This window comes from Sphingobacterium sp. PCS056 (assembly GCF_023273895.1).
GTDB lineage: Bacteria > Bacteroidota > Bacteroidia > Sphingobacteriales > Sphingobacteriaceae > Sphingobacterium.
In genome coordinates, this window is record NZ_CP096883.1 from 2,022,764 (window position 1) to 2,041,954 (window position 19,191).

Below are 19,191 nucleotides of genomic sequence, written 5' to 3' on the forward strand. Positions count from 1 at the left end.
GTAATTGATCAAAAAATATAATCTAGAATTAGTCGTCGTAACCGAATCTTTTTAAGTAATTCTTTTTACTTCTCCAATCTGGGATTACCTTAACAAAAACTTCTAAGAATACTTTCTTGCCAATAAATTCTTCAATATCTTGACGAGCATAGGTACCTACTTTTTTAATCATGGAACCTCCTGTACCGATGATAATATTTTTTTGCGAATCTCGTTCTACGATGATCTCTGCAGCAATCCGTGTGATCTTAGGTTCTTCTTTATAAGAAGTGACAATGACCTCAGAACTGTATGGAATTTCCTTGTCGTACAGTTTGAATATTTTTTCACGAATCATTTCCGAGACAAAGAAACGCATTGACTTGTCTGTCAGTTCATCCTTTTCATAGTAAGGGGCATGTACCGGAAGTTTTTCCTTGATATAGTCCATGACACCAGTTACATTGTGGTTAAGCAGTGCTGATACAGCAAAAATAACTTCCGGATTGATGGTTTCTTTCCAGAATTCTACTTTAGCCATCACTTCTGCTTCGTTAGATTTATCAATTTTATTAATCAGAACGGCTACCGGAGAACTTGTTTTTTTCAATTTCTCGATAACATCATTTTCATCATATTTTTCATTGATATCTGTAACAAATAAAATAATGTCCGCATCGATTAGCGATCCTTGGACAAAATTCATCATTGATTCTTGTAGCGAATAGTTTGGTTTGATGATACCTGGTGTGTCTGAAAAGACAATTTGGTGCTCCTCATCATTCACTATTCCAATAATGCGGTGTCTTGTTGTTTGAGCTTTAGGAGTGATGATAGACATCTTTTCACCCACTAAAGCGTTCATTAGCGTAGACTTACCTGCATTAGGTTTACCGATGATGCTTACGAATCCTGCTTTATGCGACATTTTTTTTAATTTAATTAGGATTACAAAGAAACAAAATATATCTTTGTGCTCCAATTCGGAGGTAAAGATATCTTGCTTTTTTGTATTTAAAAGTAAGATTGACCAAAAAATATATTGCGGGATGGAGCAGTTGGTAGCTCGTCGGGCTCATAACCCGAAGGTCATCAGTTCGAGTCTGATTCCCGCTACTAAAGAGTCCGTTGCAAGACACGGATTCGAAGACATTAAAAATACATTGCGGGATGGAGCAGTTGGTAGCTCGTCGGGCTCATAACCCGAAGGTCATCAGTTCGAGTCTGATTCCCGCTACTAAAGAGTCCGTTGGAAGACACGGATTCGAAGACATTGAAAACACATTGCGGGATGGAGCAGTTGGTAGCTCGTCGGGCTCATAACCCGAAGGTCATCAGTTCGAGTCTGATTCCCGCTACTATAAGAGTCCGTTGAAAGACACGGATTCGAAGACATTGAAAATACATTGCGGGATGGAGCAGTTGGTAGCTCGTCGGGCTCATAACCCGAAGGTCATCAGTTCGAGTCTGATTCCCGCTACTAAAGAGTCCGTTGAAAGACACGGATTCGAAGACATTGAAAATACATTGCGGGATGGAGCAGTTGGTAGCTCGTCGGGCTCATAACCCGAAGGTCATCAGTTCGAGTCTGATTCCCGCTACTATAAAGAACCCCTTAGTCAAAAGCTAAGGGGTTTCTTTTTGCCTGTTTTTTAGAGAACATGTTACTAAAGCTATGATCGTAACAGGTTAAAAGTAGGTTGTGAAACTGAAGGTCGCTTAATTCGTACCGTCTCTATATCCTGAAGTTAGAGAAATTGGTGATATTCCTGAGTCACTGAGGTATTGACTGAAGAAGAGTGTATAATTGCTCGTATAATAAAAAAGAAATTAATTGATTTTCTTATTCAAAGAATTGCAAAAAGGCATACAAAAGCAGCTATCTCCTATGGATACCTGCTTTTTTTATAGTGTCTGTATTTTTGAGTTTTTATTGTGTCTACGGATACGCTAGATCGATATATCAAGAGATAAAAGAACAGTATGATTTTTAATTTCAAATTGAACTATGTATTAGTTAGCTAAACAAACGATTGCGTTATTTTATGCAATCGATTTCGTTTCATATTAAATTTATATTAAGTAATCTTTACACTATTTTGCAGAAGATAAATTATGATAATTAACTAATTTACTGATTATCTTGAAATTAAGTTTATGAATAAGAGATTTACAAAACCTTTTTTTGTGACTAAATTTTATCCCATTACGTCAGCTTTGATGTTGGCGCTAATTGCTCCAAGCATAGCTGAAGCACATGATGATGGTGATTTAATTAGCTCAACAATCAGCAGTTCGCAGCAGAAAATTTCTGGTACTGTTACTTCTAGTTCAGGTCCATTAAGTGGCGTGACGATTTATGTGAAAGAGAATTCCACGATTGCGACTTCAACAGATAGCAATGGACGCTATTCTATTCAGGTAGCAAATGGTCAGACTTTAGTGTTTTCAGCTGTCGGATTTGACAAGGTTGAAAAACCTGTGCAGGGCGCAACAGTGAATGTCGTACTTGTAGCATCAAATGAGGCATTAGAAGAAGTGGTTGTTGTTGGTTATGGGAGCCAAAAAAAGGAAAACTTAACTGGTTCATTGCAGACTGTAAAAGGTGATAAATTGCGCGATATTACTTCTCCTTCAGTTGAAAACATGTTAAATGGTAAAGCTGCGGGTGTATATGTCGCTCCGGGAACGGGAAGACCAGGCGCAAAAGGTGGTGTAGTCATTCGCGGTCAAGCCACTTTAAGTGGTACGACAAGTCCACTATGGGTTGTCGATGGTGTTATTCTCGGATCTAGTGCTGGTGATTTAAATCCAGATGATATTGCTACCTTAACGGTATTAAAAGATGCAGCTTCAACGGCTATATATGGTTCACAGGGAGCAAATGGTGTGGTTGTCGTCACCACAAAAAATCCAACTGCAAATAGCACTTCAATCAATTTCTCTTCAAAAATCGGATTTAATCAACTTACCACTGGTAATTTGAAAATGATGAATGGTGCTGAACTTTATGATTATTATGCTTCTTTTGCAAACCAAGCGGCAATTAAATTTCCCCGTTGGAATGCTGATTTGAGAAATAGTGATTTCGATTGGTGGAAAGTGGCTACACAACATGGTTTTACCCAAAATCATAATATTTCTATCCAATCGGGTACTGAAAAGCTACAATCTTATCTATCATTGGGTTACTACAATGAAGTAGGTGCTGTGAAAGGCTATGATTACGATCGTTATAATTTCCGTATGAATACGGTTTATAAACCGACGAAATGGTTGACCGTTAAACCAACTTTAGTTGGAGCACGTAGAGGAGTAGAGGATAGACAATATTCTACAACAGCGATGTATTCAAATTTCCCTTGGGATAACCCATTTGATGCAGATGGCAAGCCGGTTCCTCATCGTTATAGCGGGTGGGTAAATAGTGCGAACACAAACTACCTGTATGATTTACAATGGGACCATAGTGCCAATACCAATTATGAGTTCAGCGGTAATATGGACTTTGATATCAAATTCACCAATTGGTTGACTTTTTCATCCGTCAATAACTACCGCTATAATACTTATAGTGCTGCGGGGTATACAGATCCTCGTTCTAGTGGAGGAGAAAGTGTAAAAGGACGTTTAACAGATTACCGCTCAGAATATGCGCGTCGTTATACCAGTCAGATATTGCGTTTTAATAAATCTTGGGGTAAACATGCTGTGAATGCATTAGCAGCTTATGAATTCAATGATTATTGGGACAAGACATTGGATGTTTATGGTACAGGTTTTATTCCTGGCTTCGAAGTGTTAAATGTTGTTGCTAAACCAGAACGTACTAGAGGAAATATTAATGAATGGGCAGTCCAATCTTTATTATCGAATGCAAATTATGCTTACGATGGTAAATATTTGGGACAGGTATCTTTCCGTCGTGATGGTGCTTCCAATTTTGGAGATAACGCTAAATATGGTAATTTTTTCTCCGTGAGTGGAGGATGGAATATCAATCGCGAGAGTTGGTTCAATGCCGCCTGGATTGATAATTTGAAAGTCCGTGCTTCATATGGATCTGTTGGAAATCGTCCAAGTTCTTTATATCCACAGTATAGTTTATATTCTGTGTCCTCTTCTTCGGGGTATAATGAATATTCTGGGGCATTAATTAGTCAAATTGGAAACAAGGACCTGACGTGGGAACGCACCTTTACAACAGGTGCAGGATTTGATGCAACGATGTTTAACAATCGTGCTCGTGTCAGTTTTGATTACTATGATAAGAAAACGGACAATATCTTATATCAAGTACCTATTAGTGGTTTGACAGGTGTTACTAGTGTTTGGAAGAATATTGGTAAAATGCAAAATAGAGGTATTGAGCTTACTTTAGGCGGTGATATCATTCGTAAAAATGATTTCACTTGGAGCTTAGATATCAATATCGGCCATAACAAAAATAAGTTAACCGAATTGATTAAGAGCAAAGATGCTAATGGCAACGATGTGATAAGACCTCTTATCATCGGTGACGGTTTAGGAATCGCTGGTTCTGCTAGTCGAGTTTTGGAACCTGGATTACCAGTTGATACTTATTATATGCCGATATGGGCTGGGGTCAATGTCGAGACTGGTGCTCCTGAATGGTATAAAGTTGAAACCGATCAGGATGGTAATCAAACTCAAGTAAAAACTTCTAATTACTCAGCAGCTACCTTGCAGAAGGCAGGAAAAGCATCCCCAGATCTATTTGGTGGATTCAATACAGGAATCACTTACAAACAGTTTGATCTCAATGCATCATTTGGCTACTCCATTGGTGGGAAGATCTATAATTATTCTCGTCAAGAATATGATTCTGATGGAACTTATACCGATAGGAACCAGATGAAATTGCAAGACGGCTGGAGTCGATGGGAAAAACCAGGAGATATTGCTACACATCCAATCGCTAAATACAATAATAACGATAAAGGAAATTCTACATCAACTCGTTATTTAGAAGATAGTGATTTTTTAAGATTACGTTCATTGACCTTGGGCTATAACCTGAAATTGGAACAATATAAATTGAAAAATGTCCGTGTATTCTTTACGGGGGAGAACTTGTTTACCATTACGAACTATTCAGGTGTAGATCCTGAGATTTCGATCAATGAAGATACAGGCGCTATCTTAGGTTCGGCAGGTCCTGCTATATATCCTGCTACACGCAAATTTATGTTTGGTCTTAATGTGACATTTTAGTTAAAAGAGAGAAAAATTTTATGAAAAAGATACTATCTGTACTATTAGTAGCTGCTACGATTACATCATGTAATATCGATCGCTTACCTTACGGCTCGATGGATTCTGAGAATATTGCTGCTAATCCAGATGCCATGATAAATGGTACTTATGCACAATTGAAAGCCTGGTCGGATCCGATGCATCGCGCTGGCGAGTATGCTGGTGATAATATGATGATTCGCGGAGCTTCGACGGATGCATTTTATGAGTTTATTTCGTATGCACGTACGCCAAATAACGGGCGTTTGTCTAGTTTTTGGGATGCAGGATATAAGGCTATTGCGCAGTCATCTAATGTAATGAAAATCATTACTGAAGGTGAAAGTCCTGAAAAAGACAACCAACTAGGAGAGTGTTATTACATTCGCGGCATGATGTATTTCTACTTGGTTCGTGCCTATGGACGTCCTTATTATCAAAGTCCTGAAACCAATCTTGGATTACCTATTGTAAATGGTACCCCTGATGATGTATTTAATGATCTACGTTTACCAGATCGTGCTACCGTTAAAGCAACGTATGAACAGGCGATCAGTGATTTGAAGAAGGCAGAATCGTTATTGACAATTAAAAAAGGCAATATCTATGCTTCTAAGGGAGCAGCTCAAGCCATGTTATCTCGAGTTTACCTGTATATGAGCGGTACATACCAGTCTCCAAATGCTGAATACGCGAGATTGTCGGTAGAATATGCGGATAAAGTGATCAACTCTGGAGACTATACGTTGTTGGATCGAGACAAATTTATGAAATATAATACCTTTACACCAGAGAATAATGCTGAGACGATCTTTGCTATTAAAAGAGTGGCATCTGAATTTTCGGGTTATGATCATTATTATGGTATTGGTGGTATGTATTCAAATATTGGCGGTATGGGCTGGGGTGAGATGTATGCAAGTGCAAAATACATCGATTTGCTAAATGAAACAGGTCGTAACGACTGGCGCCCAGACAACTACCGTATCGTAGATGCGCGTGCTTCCTTTATAGAACCCACTTATTCCGAAGATGAAAAGACAGGGAAGTATACCGAGGTCTTTCGCTTTATAAAAGAAGACGCTGCAAATACATTAAATTATGCCCAATTTATTATTGAGCGAACAGGTAACACCGTTACTGCTATAGAGGTAATTCCAAAAACGGCGACTACTGCCGAACAAAGAATACCTTATGCATTAACAGTGATCAACGCCAATGAAGGAACCTATAGTATAAAATACAAGGATGGTAAAACGTATAATGGGGTATTGGATTATTATATTTCATTAAATCGTGTATATCCTCAGTTCTATATTACGAAATGTTCTAAAGAAGGTGAAAATTCGCAATTACATTCACCAGTCATCAGCAGATTAGGAGAGGTTTATCTCAATAGAGCAGAAGCACAAGCAAAATTGGGTAATTACGGTGCAGCATTAGCGGATTTAAATAAAATAAGAACCCGCTCGATTACAAATGGTGCGTATTCATCCTTAAATGCTTCAAATGCAAGTACATTAATTGATAAAGAGCGTGAATTGGAATTGGCATTTCAAGCAGAACGTAGCTATGATGTATTTCGTAATGGTAAAGCATTGACGCGTCAATATCCAGGACCGCATAATCAATCTGAGGTTATAGCGCCAACGGACTTTCGTGTCGTATACTATATCCCGCAGAGTGCGATTAATTCATACCCTGGAGTGTTGACTCAAAATCCAACACAATAGATTAAGTTGATCATTTTTAAAAAATGGCTTTGCAGATTTGCAAGGCCATTTTTTTTATCGTATTTCCTCTCTTGTTTTCACGCAAACGATTTCATGCCTTTCGAATTTGTGACATTCATCTTATACCATTATACTTGTTTTACTTTAACCTAATTCAATTTCTACAATCATTATGTTATCCAGATTTTTAATTTTATGTTTTGTTATTTGTACGTTATTTGCAAATAGTCGAGCCCAGCACATTTACCCCATCCCTCAAAAAACAATTCTAAAGAAAGAACATATTCCTTATGCAGGTATCGTACTAAAGGGGAATATAGATCAGCAGATCTCCTCTATATTGACACCCTATTGGGCTAAGTCAGGTATTCCTGTTCGATTTAAAATGTCAAAAACGGTGACAAATCAGGAAGGATATGATTTATCTATTGGTCCAAAGAGCATTGAAGTAACTTATAAAACTCAACGAGGTGCTTTTTATGCTGCTCAAAGTTTAAAACAACTTTTAGATACTGCTAAACAAACCTCCTTTTTACAAGAGCAGCTTATACATGATTTTCCTGACGTTGCCTTTCGAGGGACAGTCGAGGGTTTTTACGGCGAGCCATGGAGTTTCGAAGATCGCATTGCACAGTTGAAGTTTTATGGGCAATGGAAAATGAATACCTACTTGTATGGTCCTAAAGATGACCCTTATCATTCATCACCCAATTGGCGTGAACCATATCCTCAAGAAGAAGCAAAGCGCATACAGGAATTAGTGCAGGTTGCCAAAGATAATGAAGTAGATTTTTATTGGGCGATTCATCCAGGGAAAGATATTAAATGGAATAAGGCAGATAGTCTGGCCGTATTGCATAAGTTTGATTTAATGTATGATTTGGGAGTAAGACACTTTGCTGTATTTTTTGATGATATTTCTGGTGAAGGAACAAAAGCAGAGAAACAGGCAGGTTTGTTGAATTACTTACAAAAGGAATTTGTCGATAAAAAGCAACATGTAGGGGCATTGATCATGTGCCCGACGGAGTACAATAAATTATGGTCCAATTTAAAGCCAAATACTTATTTAGATCTATTGGGAGATCAGTTGGATAACAAGATTGAAATCATGTGGACGGGCAATTCAGTTATCCATGATATCACGAAAGAAGGACAAGTTTGGGTCAATAATCGTATTAAAAGACCTTCATTTGTTTGGTGGAATTTTCCAGTGAGTGATTATGTTCGAAATCATCTTTTGTTAGGACCTGTCTATGGTTTAAGTCGCGATATTAAATCAGATATGTCAGGTTTTGTAACTAACCCAATGGATAAGGCCGAAGCTTCTAAAGTCGCTATTTTTTCAGTTGCGGACTATTCTTGGAATTTGAAATCTTTTGATTCAAATAACTCTTGGCTCCGAGGTATACACGAAGTAATGCCTGAGATTGAAACATCATATGCTTTATTTTCAAAACATAATACAGATCCTGGTCCAAGTTATCATCAGTATCGACGTATAGAATCGGAAGGTTTTGGTCCATTACTAGATAGTTTATTACATGTTACACCGAAATTTAAAACTTTTCCCATTGCATTAAAATCTGATCATTATATTTTACTCCAAGCTGAGTTTTCAAAATTTGCTCCTGCTGTCCAGCATATTGTTGAACGTTCGCGTAATCAAAAGTTAGTAAGCGAATTAAAACCTTGGTTATTTCACTTCGCAAGCTTGGGCCAAGCAAGTTTATCGCTACTGGATCTTTTAACTTCGAAAGATGATCAGGAAGCTTACCGACATTTTCTTGAACTGCAGACGGAGCGTAATAAGTTGGTTGATATTGATCGAAATAATAATCGGAATCCCTATCAGCCCGGTATTGTAACGGGTAGCCGTCATATATTACCCTGGGTGGAGAAATCGTATTTTCATTTTGCACAATTATTTCGAGAAAAAGGTTTTGCAGTACCTCAATCCATTGATCAGGCTAGTGGCCATGTAATAACGAGTTTGGCTCCATTAAAGGCTTTACCTGTATTGAATGATGTGATTACAGGAAATAGACCACAACAGATACTGAAATTAAGTCCTATGTTGGAGGTTGTTAAATTAAATCCTAAAGATAATATTGGTCTGGAGGTCACCTCTTCCCAGTTTATAAAAGACGTGCTTTTTGAAGTTTTGCCAAAACAAGAGTTGCTGAAATTAGAATTTAGCGATGATGGGGAGACTTGGTCAGCAACTAAAACGTCCAAATCTAAAGCTGCCCGATTAATCAATAGCGCAGACCATATTGTTGAAATTAAGATCCATAAATTTGAACTTGTACTGCAATAGGTTGTATGCTATTTAGTATTGTTGGAAAGTCTCAGTATGTTCACTGAGGCTTTCTTTTTAGTAACTCCTTTGGCTGATCGGAACCAGCTAATTGCAGTCAAAATCGGATTCTGACTATAAAATTTTTATAAGCGGATAATCGCTCTGTTTAATCGTGTTATACCTGATTGTTGTCATGGATTAGAAAAATGGTAGAGATTACGATAAGATTAGATTGATTTTCAAAAATACCAGGTATAATGTGTAACTTTGCCCACTGAGTTAAATTGTATTTAAATAAGTTGCCGTGAGGTAACGAGAATAATATATAGTAAAAATATGGCAAATATTGTTGCAATTGTAGGTCGTCCAAATGTTGGGAAATCCACGCTTTTTAATCGTCTGACGGAGAGTAGAAAAGCTATTGTTGATGACTTTAGTGGAGTGACGCGCGACCGTCACTATGAAACGGCAGAATGGATAGGGAAGAATTTTACAGTTATTGATACTGGTGGGTTTGTACATGGATCGGATGATGTTTTTGAAGAAGCAATTCGTGACCAAGTTCATATCGCAATAGAAGAAGCATCTGCTATTATATTTATGGTAGATGTAACCACAGGAATCACTGATTTAGATGATGAGATTGCTGATATTTTAAGAAGAAGTTCTAAGCCTGTATATGTGGCAGCAAATAAAGTTGATCATGCTAAATTACATCATGATTCGGCTGAGTTTTATGCATTTGGTTTAGGTGAGATCTATAATGTTTCTTCAGCTACAGGATCTGGTACAGGAGAGTTATTAGATGCAGTAGTTTCCACTTTTGAAGATGAACCCGAAGACGATACGACATTACCAAAATATACGATTGTAGGTCGCCCTAATGTGGGGAAATCTTCTTTAACAAATGCATTGTTAGGTGTAGATCGTAATATCGTCACTCCAGTAGCCGGTACTACTCGTGATTCGATTCGTATCCATTACAAACAGTTCGGTCATGAATTCTTATTGATCGATACCGCTGGATTGAGACGTAAGTCTAAAGTGAACGAAGATATTGAGTTTTACTCTGTCATGCGTACGATCAAAGCTTTGGAGGATTCGGATGTTGTTCTGTTGATGTTGGATGCCAATGACGGTATTGAAGCGCAGGATATTAATATTTTCCATCTTGCAGAGAAAAATAGAAAAGGGATTGTAATCGTTGTCAACAAATGGGATACCATTGATAAAGATAATAAAACAATGAAAGAGTTTGAGGCGCGTATCAAAGAGAAAATCGCTCCTTTTACAGATATTCCTATTGTTTTTACTTCCGTTACTGAGAAACAGCGTATTTTCAAAACTTTGGAAGTTGCGGCAAAGGTTTACGAAAATAAAACAAAGAAGATTCCTACTTCAAAATTAAATGAAGTGATGTTGCAGGTGATCGAAAATTATCCGCCACCAGCTCTAAAAGGTAAATATATCAAAGTGAAGTATGTTACCCAGCTTCCTGGACGTACACCCATGTTTGCATTCTTTTGTAACTTACCACAGTATGTAAAAGATCCATACAAACGTTATATTGAAAATAAACTGCGTGAGCACTTCGATTTCGAAGGGGTTCCAATTCAAATATATTTTAGACAAAAATAGAAACTGATATTTTTCTAGACATGGAAAACAATCTTTATTTATACAATACGTTAACACGTAAAAAAGAAAAATTCCAACCATTACATCCCTCTTTAGTAGGGATGTATGTTTGTGGGCCTACCGTATACAGTGATGTTCACTTGGGGAATTGTCGCACTTTCGTGTCGTTTGATTTGATATTTCGATATTTAAAGCATCTTGGATTTAAAGTCCGTTATGTACGTAATATAACAGATGCTGGCCATCTGGAAGGGGATAATGACGAAGGTGATGACAAATTTGCTAAAAAGGCAAAACTGGAGCAGCTGGAGCCGATGGAGATTGTGCAAAAATATACACTTGGTTTCCATGATGTTTTACGTCTTTTCAATACCTTACCTCCTAGCATCGAGCCTACAGCTACCGGTCATATTTCAGAACAGATCGAAATGGTTCAACAAATCATTGCTAATGGATATGCTTATGAGGTCAATGGAACCGTGTATTTTGACGTTGAAAAATATGTGAAGGACTACGATTATACCGTTTTGACTAATCGTAAGCTTGATGATATGTTGAATAATACACGTGAACTCGGTGGTCAGGATGAGAAACATGGTCGTTTGGACTTTGCCCTATGGATCAAAGCTAAACCAGAACATATTATGCGTTGGCCTTCGCCCTGGAGTGTAGGTTTTCCGGGCTGGCATATTGAGTGTTCTGCTATGAGCCGTAAATATTTGGGTGACCAGTTTGATATACACGGTGGAGGAATGGATTTGGCAGCAACTCACCATACCAATGAAATAGCACAGTCAGAAGCATGTAATCATACTGCTCCGGCTAAATATTGGATGCATACCAATATGTTGACGGTCAATGGTGCGCGCATGTCAAAATCATCAGGAAATGGATTTTTGCCACATCAATTGTTTACGGGAGATCATCCTTTATTAGAACGGGGTTATACACCTATGGCCGTGCGTTTCTTTATGTTGCAGGCTCATTATAGAAGTACATTGGATTTTTCTAATGAAGCATTAGATGCAGCTGATAAGGGCTTTAAACGTTTGATGACAGCTATTAATCTATTGGATAAATTGAAGCCTTCAAAAGGTAAGTCAGCATTGAATATCGCCGATTTACGTGCAAAATGCTATGCTGCAATGGATGATGATTTCAATAGCCCTATTTTAATTGCGGAGTTATTTGAGGTCGTTCGGTTGATTAATTCAATTTATGACGGAAAAGCAGCTATCAGCGCTCCTGATCTAGAGGAATTGAAAACATTATTACAACATTTTGTTTTTGATATTCTCGGACTGCAAAATGATCAAATATCCAGCAATGATAGTATCGATGAGATTATGTCTATTGTCATCAAATTACGCGATGGTGCTAAGCAAAATAAAGATTTTGCAACATCGGATCGTATTCGTGAGGAACTCAATGCCATCGGTATACAACTGAAAGATAGCAAAGATGGGACGCTTTGGAATAAGATTTGATAGTTAGTGTCGAATTAATATCAAAACATTACATGAATATATGGAATAAAATGTCGGCAATAGTTTTCATGAGTGCTTTTTCAGCACAAGTGTATGCGCAGATTCCCGATAAAGTAGGTAGTTTAATCCGTGCAGATAAAGAAGCTGCATTGATTTCTAAAACAACTACACCGCATCAGGCACTTCTGTCCATTGTCGATAAAGAGTCTAAATTTTTTGTTCCTTCAGAGGTCAATGCTTTAGATTACCTGAATAATAGACCCAATATACCAGATGTATTAACTTGGGAACCTGCATTAGCGATGGTTTCAAAAAGTCAAGAATTTGGTGTCACTACGGGGCCGATGGAATTTCAAAAAGTCGGAGCCAGAAAACGTTTTGGGCAATATTTGACGGTCTGGAAAAGAAATAAAAAAGGAAAATGGTTAGTCGATATTCGAGCTGAAGTCGAAAATTTTGGCAATAAGGAAAATTCTGAATTGGAATTTTATGAGCCAAGCGAAGCATGGTATTTAAAGCATCGTTCACAAGTACGATTAGATCAACGTAAAGAGATTGTTTTTGAGACGGACAAGCTTTTGTCGACCGTATTAAAAGCAGATAACCAAGCTGGTTATAAAGAGTTTTTACATGAGGACTCGCGTTTGCTTTTTCCTTGGATTCAACCGATAGAAGGCAAAAAGAATATACTGGCATATTTGAAAAAGTCTCGAATAAATATTGTCACAACTCCTGAAAAAGTGGGTAGAGCTTATAGTGGTGAATATGCCTATTCTTTCGGAACGGCTACTGTAAATGTGCAAGATAAGGTTGTTAAATATAATTATATTCGAATCTGGAAGTTAAGTGAACTTGCTAAAGATGATGTGTCAAAAGCAAACTGGAATGTCTTGGTTGAAATGATGTTCGAGCGATAGTCGACCTATATAAATTTATACATAAAACGAGAAAGGGCTTCAAATCAAATTTGAAGCCCTTTCTCGTTTTATGATATTTGATCTTATTTTTTGGAAATCCAAACTTTAAGTTCGTCACATTCTTGAAAGTCATCAGCAATATCGATGTAAGTACTTTCTCTTTTGGATTCAAACCAAGTGTTTAGTTTGCGATTAACCTTATCTTGTCTTGCTGCTTCTTTTATTTTTACATAATCTTCATCCAAATTAGCTTTGTGAGGAGCTACACGGGATTTTAGATAATTGAAACGTAGGCCAACTTCACCAGTGCGATCTGTAAATTGAGCTGGTTTAGAATACTCTCCTGGTTTTAATGGATCGATAGCTTGGAATACAGATGCCTCTAACTTATCTACTGGTATTAGTGTAGAACGTGTTTCACCTTCTTGGTTAAGTACCATACCGCCATTAAATTTGGTTTCTTCACTGTCCGAATTTGTTGTAGCAGCATGATAGAAATCCAATTTACCTGTTGTTACTAAGTTGTAGATACTGTCCATTTTTGCTTGCGTCCGTTCAATACTAGCTGTCGTTGGTTTAAATTTGATCAAGATATGTCTCACATGTACTTCTTCACCACGTCTTTCCAAGACTTGTAGAAAGTGAAATCCATATTTGGTTTCAAATACGGGCGAGATCTCGCCAGCTTTTAATTTAAAAGCCATAGCAGCAAATTCTTTTACCCAGTTGTCACGCGTGTTGAATCCTAAATCTCCACCATAGGGGGCAGAGCCATCTTCAGAATATAGACGAGCGACTGTTCCAAATTCAGAACCATCCATAACTTGCTTGCGAAGCCCTTCTGCTTTTGTTTTAAACTCAGCTTTCTCTTCTACAGTTAGTTTAGGAAACATCACAATCTCACCAATTTCAACTTCTGTGTTGAAGTATGGTAAACTGTCTGTATTTAGGGCTTCAAAATAACGTTTTACTTCGATAGGAGTTACATCAACTTTCTGAACAATATTTTGACGCATTTTATTCGCTTTCAATTGTTCAAAAATGCTAGGACGCATATCTTCTTTATATTGCAGTAAAGATCTGTTTAAGAATTTTTCCAGTCGTTCCTGTCCGCCAGCTTGTTGCGACATATAACGTAAGCGGCTGTTCAAATTATCATCTACCTCTGTTTCACCAACTTCAATGGAATCGATTACAGCTTGTTGTGAAAGTAACTTTTGCGTCAACAATTGTTGAAGCATTTCACATTTGAAATTTTCATTTGCTTTATTACCGCTCGAAAGATATTGTGCATATTGCATATCAACATCTGACTGTAAGATAATACCAGAGCCTACTGTCGCAACTACCCGATCGATTACTTGTTTTTGAGCAAATACTGTTTGTGCTGTCACAAATACCAATAATAGCAACGTATATATGTTTTTTTTCATTAGAATAATATGTCTTTTAATGGTGATGAAGCTATCATGAGCAGTTATGACTTTCTTTTTTAAGCTATTTAAGCTCATGATGTTTTCATTCGAGGAATGTAAATTAAATACTTTTAATAAATAAACTGTTCAAACTTAAAGTTTTGAAAGCCTGCACAAAATTATTAGAATATATTAATTATTCTTAATTTTATTTCAATAATATTTCCAAGGTATCTTTGCCTTTTTCTGTTCCATAATGACAAAGAAATACGTAACATCCATGGAACAGCTAAAATAAGTATTTACACCGTATCAAAAGTAGTTTTAACCAATTTTAACACTACTTTTTAACACAAAGTTTTAATTTTGAAAACATGAAAAAAATTCTGCTTTTTATTTTGACCTGTTTCCCTTTTTTAGGTTGGTCCCAAAACATGACGATGTTTGTCGGTACCTACACGTCTAATACAGCGAGTAAAGGTATATATGCTTTTGACTTCAATGCTAAAACAGGTGCAATGGAGTTGATTTCTACCACGCCAATGATTGATCCGTCTTTTCTAGCCCGTAAAGATAATATTATATATGCAGTAAGTGAGCAAGGTAAAAATAAAGGAAATTTAGCTTCATACTCTTATAATAATGGTCAATTTACCTTATTGAATGTCGTACCGACAAAGGGTGATGCTCCCTGTCATGTTGCGGTGAGTCCCTATAAAAATTTGATTGCAGTATCTAATTATTCAGGAGGCTCATTTGTACTTTATGGATTAGAACCAAATGGTGTAATTGGCAATTTAAAGGAATTTATACAACATGAAGGTAAAGGTGTCGATAAAGTAAGGCAAGAAGGTCCACATGTTCATTCTGCTTTTTTCTCCAAAAAGGGAAATGAACTTTTTGTTCAAGATTTAGGACTAGATCAAATCTCGATTTATAAGTTTATCAACCCTAAAAAACCTGATGTCAAATTGGCTGAAGATCCTGCAGAAGTATTTTCTTCGGCCGGCGGTGGTCCAAGACATATCGCTTTTGATAAGAAAGAGAAATATATGTACGTGGTGTTGGAAATGACAGCCGATATTGCCGTATATAAACGAGACGGCCAAGATTGGTTATTTGATCAGTCTATTAATATTAATCCTGACGGATTTAAGGGGGCAAATGGTGCCGCAGATATTAAAACATCTCCAGATGGTAAATTTCTTTACGCAACAAATCGAGGAGATGCAAATACCATAGGTATTTTTTCAATTGCCAAAGATGGCAAGTTAGTAAAGGTTGCAAATCAAAGTACGATGGGCAAGGGACCACGTAATTTTAATATCAGTCCAGATGGTAAGTTTCTTTTGGTGGCTAACCAGACGACCAACGAAATCGTTACTTTTAGTCGAGATGAAAAAACAGGACTATTAAAAGAGACTGGAAATCGTGTTCATGTTCCAGCCCCAGTCTGTATTATTTTTTAAGGGGTTCATCCTGTGATGAAGAGTCGTCATGCGTACCTGTGCCTTTAAGCTCATGCGTCTCTTCATCATACATACCCTCCAACTCATCCATAATGGTGCCCTTCCATACTTTTATACCGGTGATATAGGCAACTCTTCCAATCATGTGTGCAGCTACAGGGGCAGTTAACATGAGGAAAAATGCAATAGCAATTGTTTTGGTTGTTACGGAGACATCCGGAAACACAATGGCGGCACAAAGTAATAATAATCCTACACCTAAGGTTGCAGCTTTAACGGTTACGGATAGCCGTAAATAAAAATCAGGCATTCTTAGAATACCAATGGAGGCAAAGAGAATGGCTAGTGCACCAATGGTGCTCAGCACGGCAATAATAATATCAGTCATGGTGATCTTGTTTTTCTAAATAAAATGCAAAGGCTATTGTTCCTAAAAATGCAATTAATGCGAGAATCATCGCTACATCAAGAAAAATTGCTTGAGCGGTAGTGATACTGTACACCGTGATGATACCAATACCTGTAGTAATGATTAGGTCTAATGCAATCACACGGTCTGCCACATCAGGACCTTTAAAAAGACGAATAAATGTGATTACTGTAGAAAGAATTAAAATCGGTAGAATCACATAATCCAAATATTCAGTTAAGCTCATCGTAGAATTTCTAATAGTTTACGTTCAACATTGTTTTTCAACTCTGTCATGAATTTTTGTTTATCATGAAGGTACATGACATGGATATATAAAATCTTTTTATCATCACTAACATCAAGAATCAATGTTCCTGGTGTCAATGAAATGAATGTCGATAAGAGATTGATCTCAAAATCAGATTTTGCATCCATCCGGTATTTTACAATTCCAGGTTTGAAAAAGTATTTAGGAGTAATGACATCATAAGCTACTTGTAGATTAGCGATAATCATTTGATAAAAGAAGAAAAAGAGAAAACTAATCGTTTTTGGTACACGATAAAAATAACGTTGATCCACCTCATTGCGATTCATCACCCAAAGGATAAAGAAACCCAGTAAGAATCCAAAAAGAAAATTAGTATAGTACATTGAACCTGTTAATGCTACCCAAATAAAAGATAGCAGCAGATTCATTAAAAACTGTTTTATCATATGTTCTTTTTATTTACCTAATACTGCTTGTATATAAGGTGTTGTGTTTAACATTTCAGATGATATGCGATCAGCTACTTGAATAATAATTTCTGCATTTAAGCCAATATATAAGGAGCTTGCTGCCAAGATACAAATGGGTAGGATTAAAGCTATTTTTCGAATACCGATTAGATCCTTAAACTTATCTTCAATGGTATCTGGATCCGGTGATTTTTTCCAGAATACTTCTGACCAAAATTTTGCAATGACGAATAGCGTGATGAAGCTACCCAGTATAAGTGCTCCTGCATAAAAGTAGTGGGCGTTTTCAAAGGCTCCTTGCAACAAATATATTTTTGGCCAAAAACCAGACAACGGTGGAATACCCGCCAGTGAAAATAAAACGATGGCCATTAATAACGAAATTTTAGGATATTCAGCATAAAGCCCCCCTAATTTTTTCATGTCCATAGAACCGCGCATCTGACGAATTAATCCTGCAATTAGAAAGAGATTCGTTTTGACCATGATATCATGAATCAAATAAAATACCGCTCCCAAAATAGCTAATTTGCTATACATACCTAATCCACCGATCATAAATCCAATATGACAAACAATCAGGTAGGAAAAAAGCCTTCTTACATTTGTTTTAATCAATGCGCCAAATGCACCAGTTAAAATCGTCAATATAGAGAGAACTAGTAGTAAATCACGAATAAATTCATTCGGAATAAAAATCAGCGTAAAAACCCGAAACAGGGCATAGATGCCTACTTTGGTAAGCAGACCGCCAAAAATTGCTGCAACTGCCGATGGAGGCGTGTGATAAGAAGAGGGGAGCCAAAAATAAAGGGGGAAAATAGCAGATTTAATACCAAACCCAATCAAAAAGAAAGTGGCTGTAATATCAACTATTGCCCGGTTTTCAATTTTGGGCACTATTAAAGCCAAATCAGCCATATTTAATGATCCTGATATACCATAAAGAAGCCCAATTCCTGTTAAGAAGAACGTTGAGGCAAGTATATTCATGGCCATATATTTGACAGCACCTTCTAATTGAGCTTTCCGGCCACCTAATGTCATCAGAACAAAAGAGGATATAATAATAACTTCAAAAAATACATAAAGATTGAAAATATCACCGGTTAAAAATGCACCGTTTAATCCCATTACTAAAAAGTGAAAAATGGGAAAATAACCGTACAGTATACGTTGGCGTCCGATACCTGTTGCTGAGAAAATAGATACTGCAAGAGCAGCTATAGCGGTCAATAGGACTAGAGTTGAGCTTAATAAATCGGCTACGAATACAATTCCGAAAGGAGCTTCCCAATTTGCAGCATGCATAATGAGAATATCCCCATTGAATACTTTTGTAAACAATTTGACAGCAAATATTAAGCTGATAAAGCTACCACCTATGCTGAGTACGCGTTGTGGAACTGTTTTTCTCCAAAAACCAAGCTGTATGATTGCTGTAAATAAATGTACAAGTACTGTTGCTATAATTTGATTGTCAATCATATATCTTCGTCTTCGGGTGTGTTTAAGTTATCTAGATCATCCGTGTTAATTAATGCATACACACGTTTTAATAGTACAATGGCAAAGGAAGTCAGTCCAAAACTGATGACAATCGCGGTTAAAATCAACGCTTGAGGTATAGGATCAGCATATATATCTTGAAAGACTTTCAATCCATCACTGATAAGTGGCGGTTTTCCTTTTGTGATATTGCCTAGTAGAAATATCAGCATATTTGTTCCGTTGCCTAAAAGCATGATTCCTAGAAGTAATTTTACCATACTTCTTCTTAAAATCAGATATATGCCTGTTGCGTAGAGTACGCCTATGAGTAAAATAAGTAGTAATTCCATA

General features: G+C 37.0%; 14 protein-coding genes and 5 tRNA genes. 12 read left to right on the forward strand and 7 right to left on the reverse strand.

What is annotated here, in order from left to right; genetic code table 11:
* Window positions 1–28: 28 nt before the first annotated feature.
* The gene (era, locus tag MUB18_RS08285; RefSeq protein ID WP_045756147.1) at window positions 29–907 is read right to left on the reverse strand and encodes a GTPase Era; all 879 of its coding nucleotides are present in this window, start codon (window positions 905–907) and stop codon (window positions 29–31) included.
* 115 nt (window positions 908–1,022) lie between these two features.
* Here era and MUB18_RS08290 point away from each other — a divergent pair.
* The 11 genes from MUB18_RS08290 (at window position 1,023) to MUB18_RS08340 (ending at window position 13,312) form a co-directional block, all read left to right on the forward strand.
* Window positions 1,023–1,095, forward strand: a tRNA-Met gene (locus tag MUB18_RS08290).
* 48 nt (window positions 1,096–1,143) lie between these two features.
* Window positions 1,144–1,216, forward strand: a tRNA-Met gene (locus MUB18_RS08295).
* 48 nt (window positions 1,217–1,264) lie between these two features.
* Window positions 1,265–1,337, forward strand: a tRNA-Met gene (locus MUB18_RS08300).
* 49 nt (window positions 1,338–1,386) lie between these two features.
* Window positions 1,387–1,459: transfer RNA gene (locus tag MUB18_RS08305), tRNA-Met, on the forward strand.
* Between the two features lie 48 nt (window positions 1,460–1,507).
* Window positions 1,508–1,580 (forward strand) — tRNA-Met (locus tag MUB18_RS08310).
* Window positions 1,581–2,136: 556 nt separating this feature from the next.
* On the forward strand, window positions 2,137–5,214 hold the full coding sequence (locus MUB18_RS08315; protein WP_248755614.1) for a SusC/RagA family TonB-linked outer membrane protein: 3,078 nt from the start codon (window positions 2,137–2,139) through the stop codon (window positions 5,212–5,214).
* Window positions 5,215–5,234: 20 nt separating this feature from the next.
* Entirely contained in the window at window positions 5,235–6,968 is a 1,734-nt protein-coding gene (locus MUB18_RS08320; protein WP_045752611.1) for a RagB/SusD family nutrient uptake outer membrane protein, read from the forward strand.
* 172 nt (window positions 6,969–7,140) lie between these two features.
* Window positions 7,141–9,288, forward strand: a complete 2,148-nt coding sequence (locus MUB18_RS08325; protein WP_248755615.1) for a beta-N-acetylhexosaminidase family protein — start codon at window positions 7,141–7,143, stop codon at window positions 9,286–9,288.
* 318 nt (window positions 9,289–9,606) lie between these two features.
* Window positions 9,607–10,908: a ribosome biogenesis GTPase Der gene (gene der / locus MUB18_RS08330; RefSeq protein ID WP_045752609.1), complete on the forward strand. Its 1,302-nt coding sequence runs from the start codon at window positions 9,607–9,609 to the stop codon at window positions 10,906–10,908.
* Between the two features lie 20 nt (window positions 10,909–10,928).
* A complete protein-coding gene (gene cysS, locus MUB18_RS08335) occupies window positions 10,929–12,395 on the forward strand; it encodes a cysteine--tRNA ligase (protein ID WP_045752608.1) in 1,467 nt (488 codons plus the stop codon).
* A 32-nt stretch (window positions 12,396–12,427) separates the two neighbouring features.
* Window positions 12,428–13,312, forward strand: a complete 885-nt coding sequence (locus MUB18_RS08340) for a DUF4440 domain-containing protein (protein WP_248755616.1) — start codon at window positions 12,428–12,430, stop codon at window positions 13,310–13,312.
* A gap of 83 nt (window positions 13,313–13,395) precedes the next feature.
* Here MUB18_RS08340 and MUB18_RS08345 read toward each other — a convergent pair whose 3' ends face one another.
* Complete coding sequence (locus MUB18_RS08345; protein ID WP_045755246.1) at window positions 13,396–14,745, reverse strand: peptidylprolyl isomerase; 1,350 nt, start codon at window positions 14,743–14,745, stop codon at window positions 13,396–13,398.
* Window positions 14,746–15,101: 356 nt separating this feature from the next.
* On the opposite strand from MUB18_RS08345, the gene MUB18_RS08350 reads away from it, so the two are divergent.
* Window positions 15,102–16,196, forward strand: coding sequence for a lactonase family protein (locus MUB18_RS08350; protein WP_248755617.1), 1,095 nt, complete (start codon window positions 15,102–15,104; stop codon window positions 16,194–16,196).
* On the opposite strand, the gene mnhG is transcribed toward MUB18_RS08350, so the two are convergent.
* The 5 genes from mnhG to MUB18_RS08375 are packed head-to-tail and all read right to left on the reverse strand — an operon-like array spanning window position 16,186 to window position 19,190.
* On the reverse strand, window positions 16,186–16,584 hold the full coding sequence (mnhG, locus tag MUB18_RS08355; protein WP_045752605.1) for a monovalent cation/H(+) antiporter subunit G: 399 nt from the start codon (window positions 16,582–16,584) through the stop codon (window positions 16,186–16,188). The genes MUB18_RS08350 and mnhG overlap by 11 nt on opposite strands.
* Window positions 16,577–16,852: a monovalent cation/H+ antiporter complex subunit F gene (locus MUB18_RS08360; RefSeq protein ID WP_045752604.1), complete on the reverse strand. Its 276-nt coding sequence runs from the start codon at window positions 16,850–16,852 to the stop codon at window positions 16,577–16,579. Before MUB18_RS08360 ends, mnhG begins: the two co-directional genes overlap by 8 nt.
* Window positions 16,849–17,325, reverse strand: coding sequence for a Na+/H+ antiporter subunit E (locus MUB18_RS08365; protein WP_045752603.1), 477 nt, complete (start codon window positions 17,323–17,325; stop codon window positions 16,849–16,851). Before MUB18_RS08365 ends, MUB18_RS08360 begins: the two co-directional genes overlap by 4 nt.
* Window positions 17,326–17,334: 9 nt before the next feature.
* Window positions 17,335–18,837 carry a proton-conducting transporter membrane subunit gene (locus tag MUB18_RS08370; protein ID WP_248755618.1) on the reverse strand — a complete coding sequence of 501 codons (1,503 nt, stop codon included), beginning with the start codon at window positions 18,835–18,837 and terminating at the stop codon, window positions 17,335–17,337.
* Window positions 18,834–19,190: a Na+/H+ antiporter subunit C gene (locus MUB18_RS08375; RefSeq protein ID WP_045752601.1), complete on the reverse strand. Its 357-nt coding sequence runs from the start codon at window positions 19,188–19,190 to the stop codon at window positions 18,834–18,836. Before MUB18_RS08375 ends, MUB18_RS08370 begins: the two co-directional genes overlap by 4 nt.
* Window position 19,191: the final 1 nt, after the last annotated feature.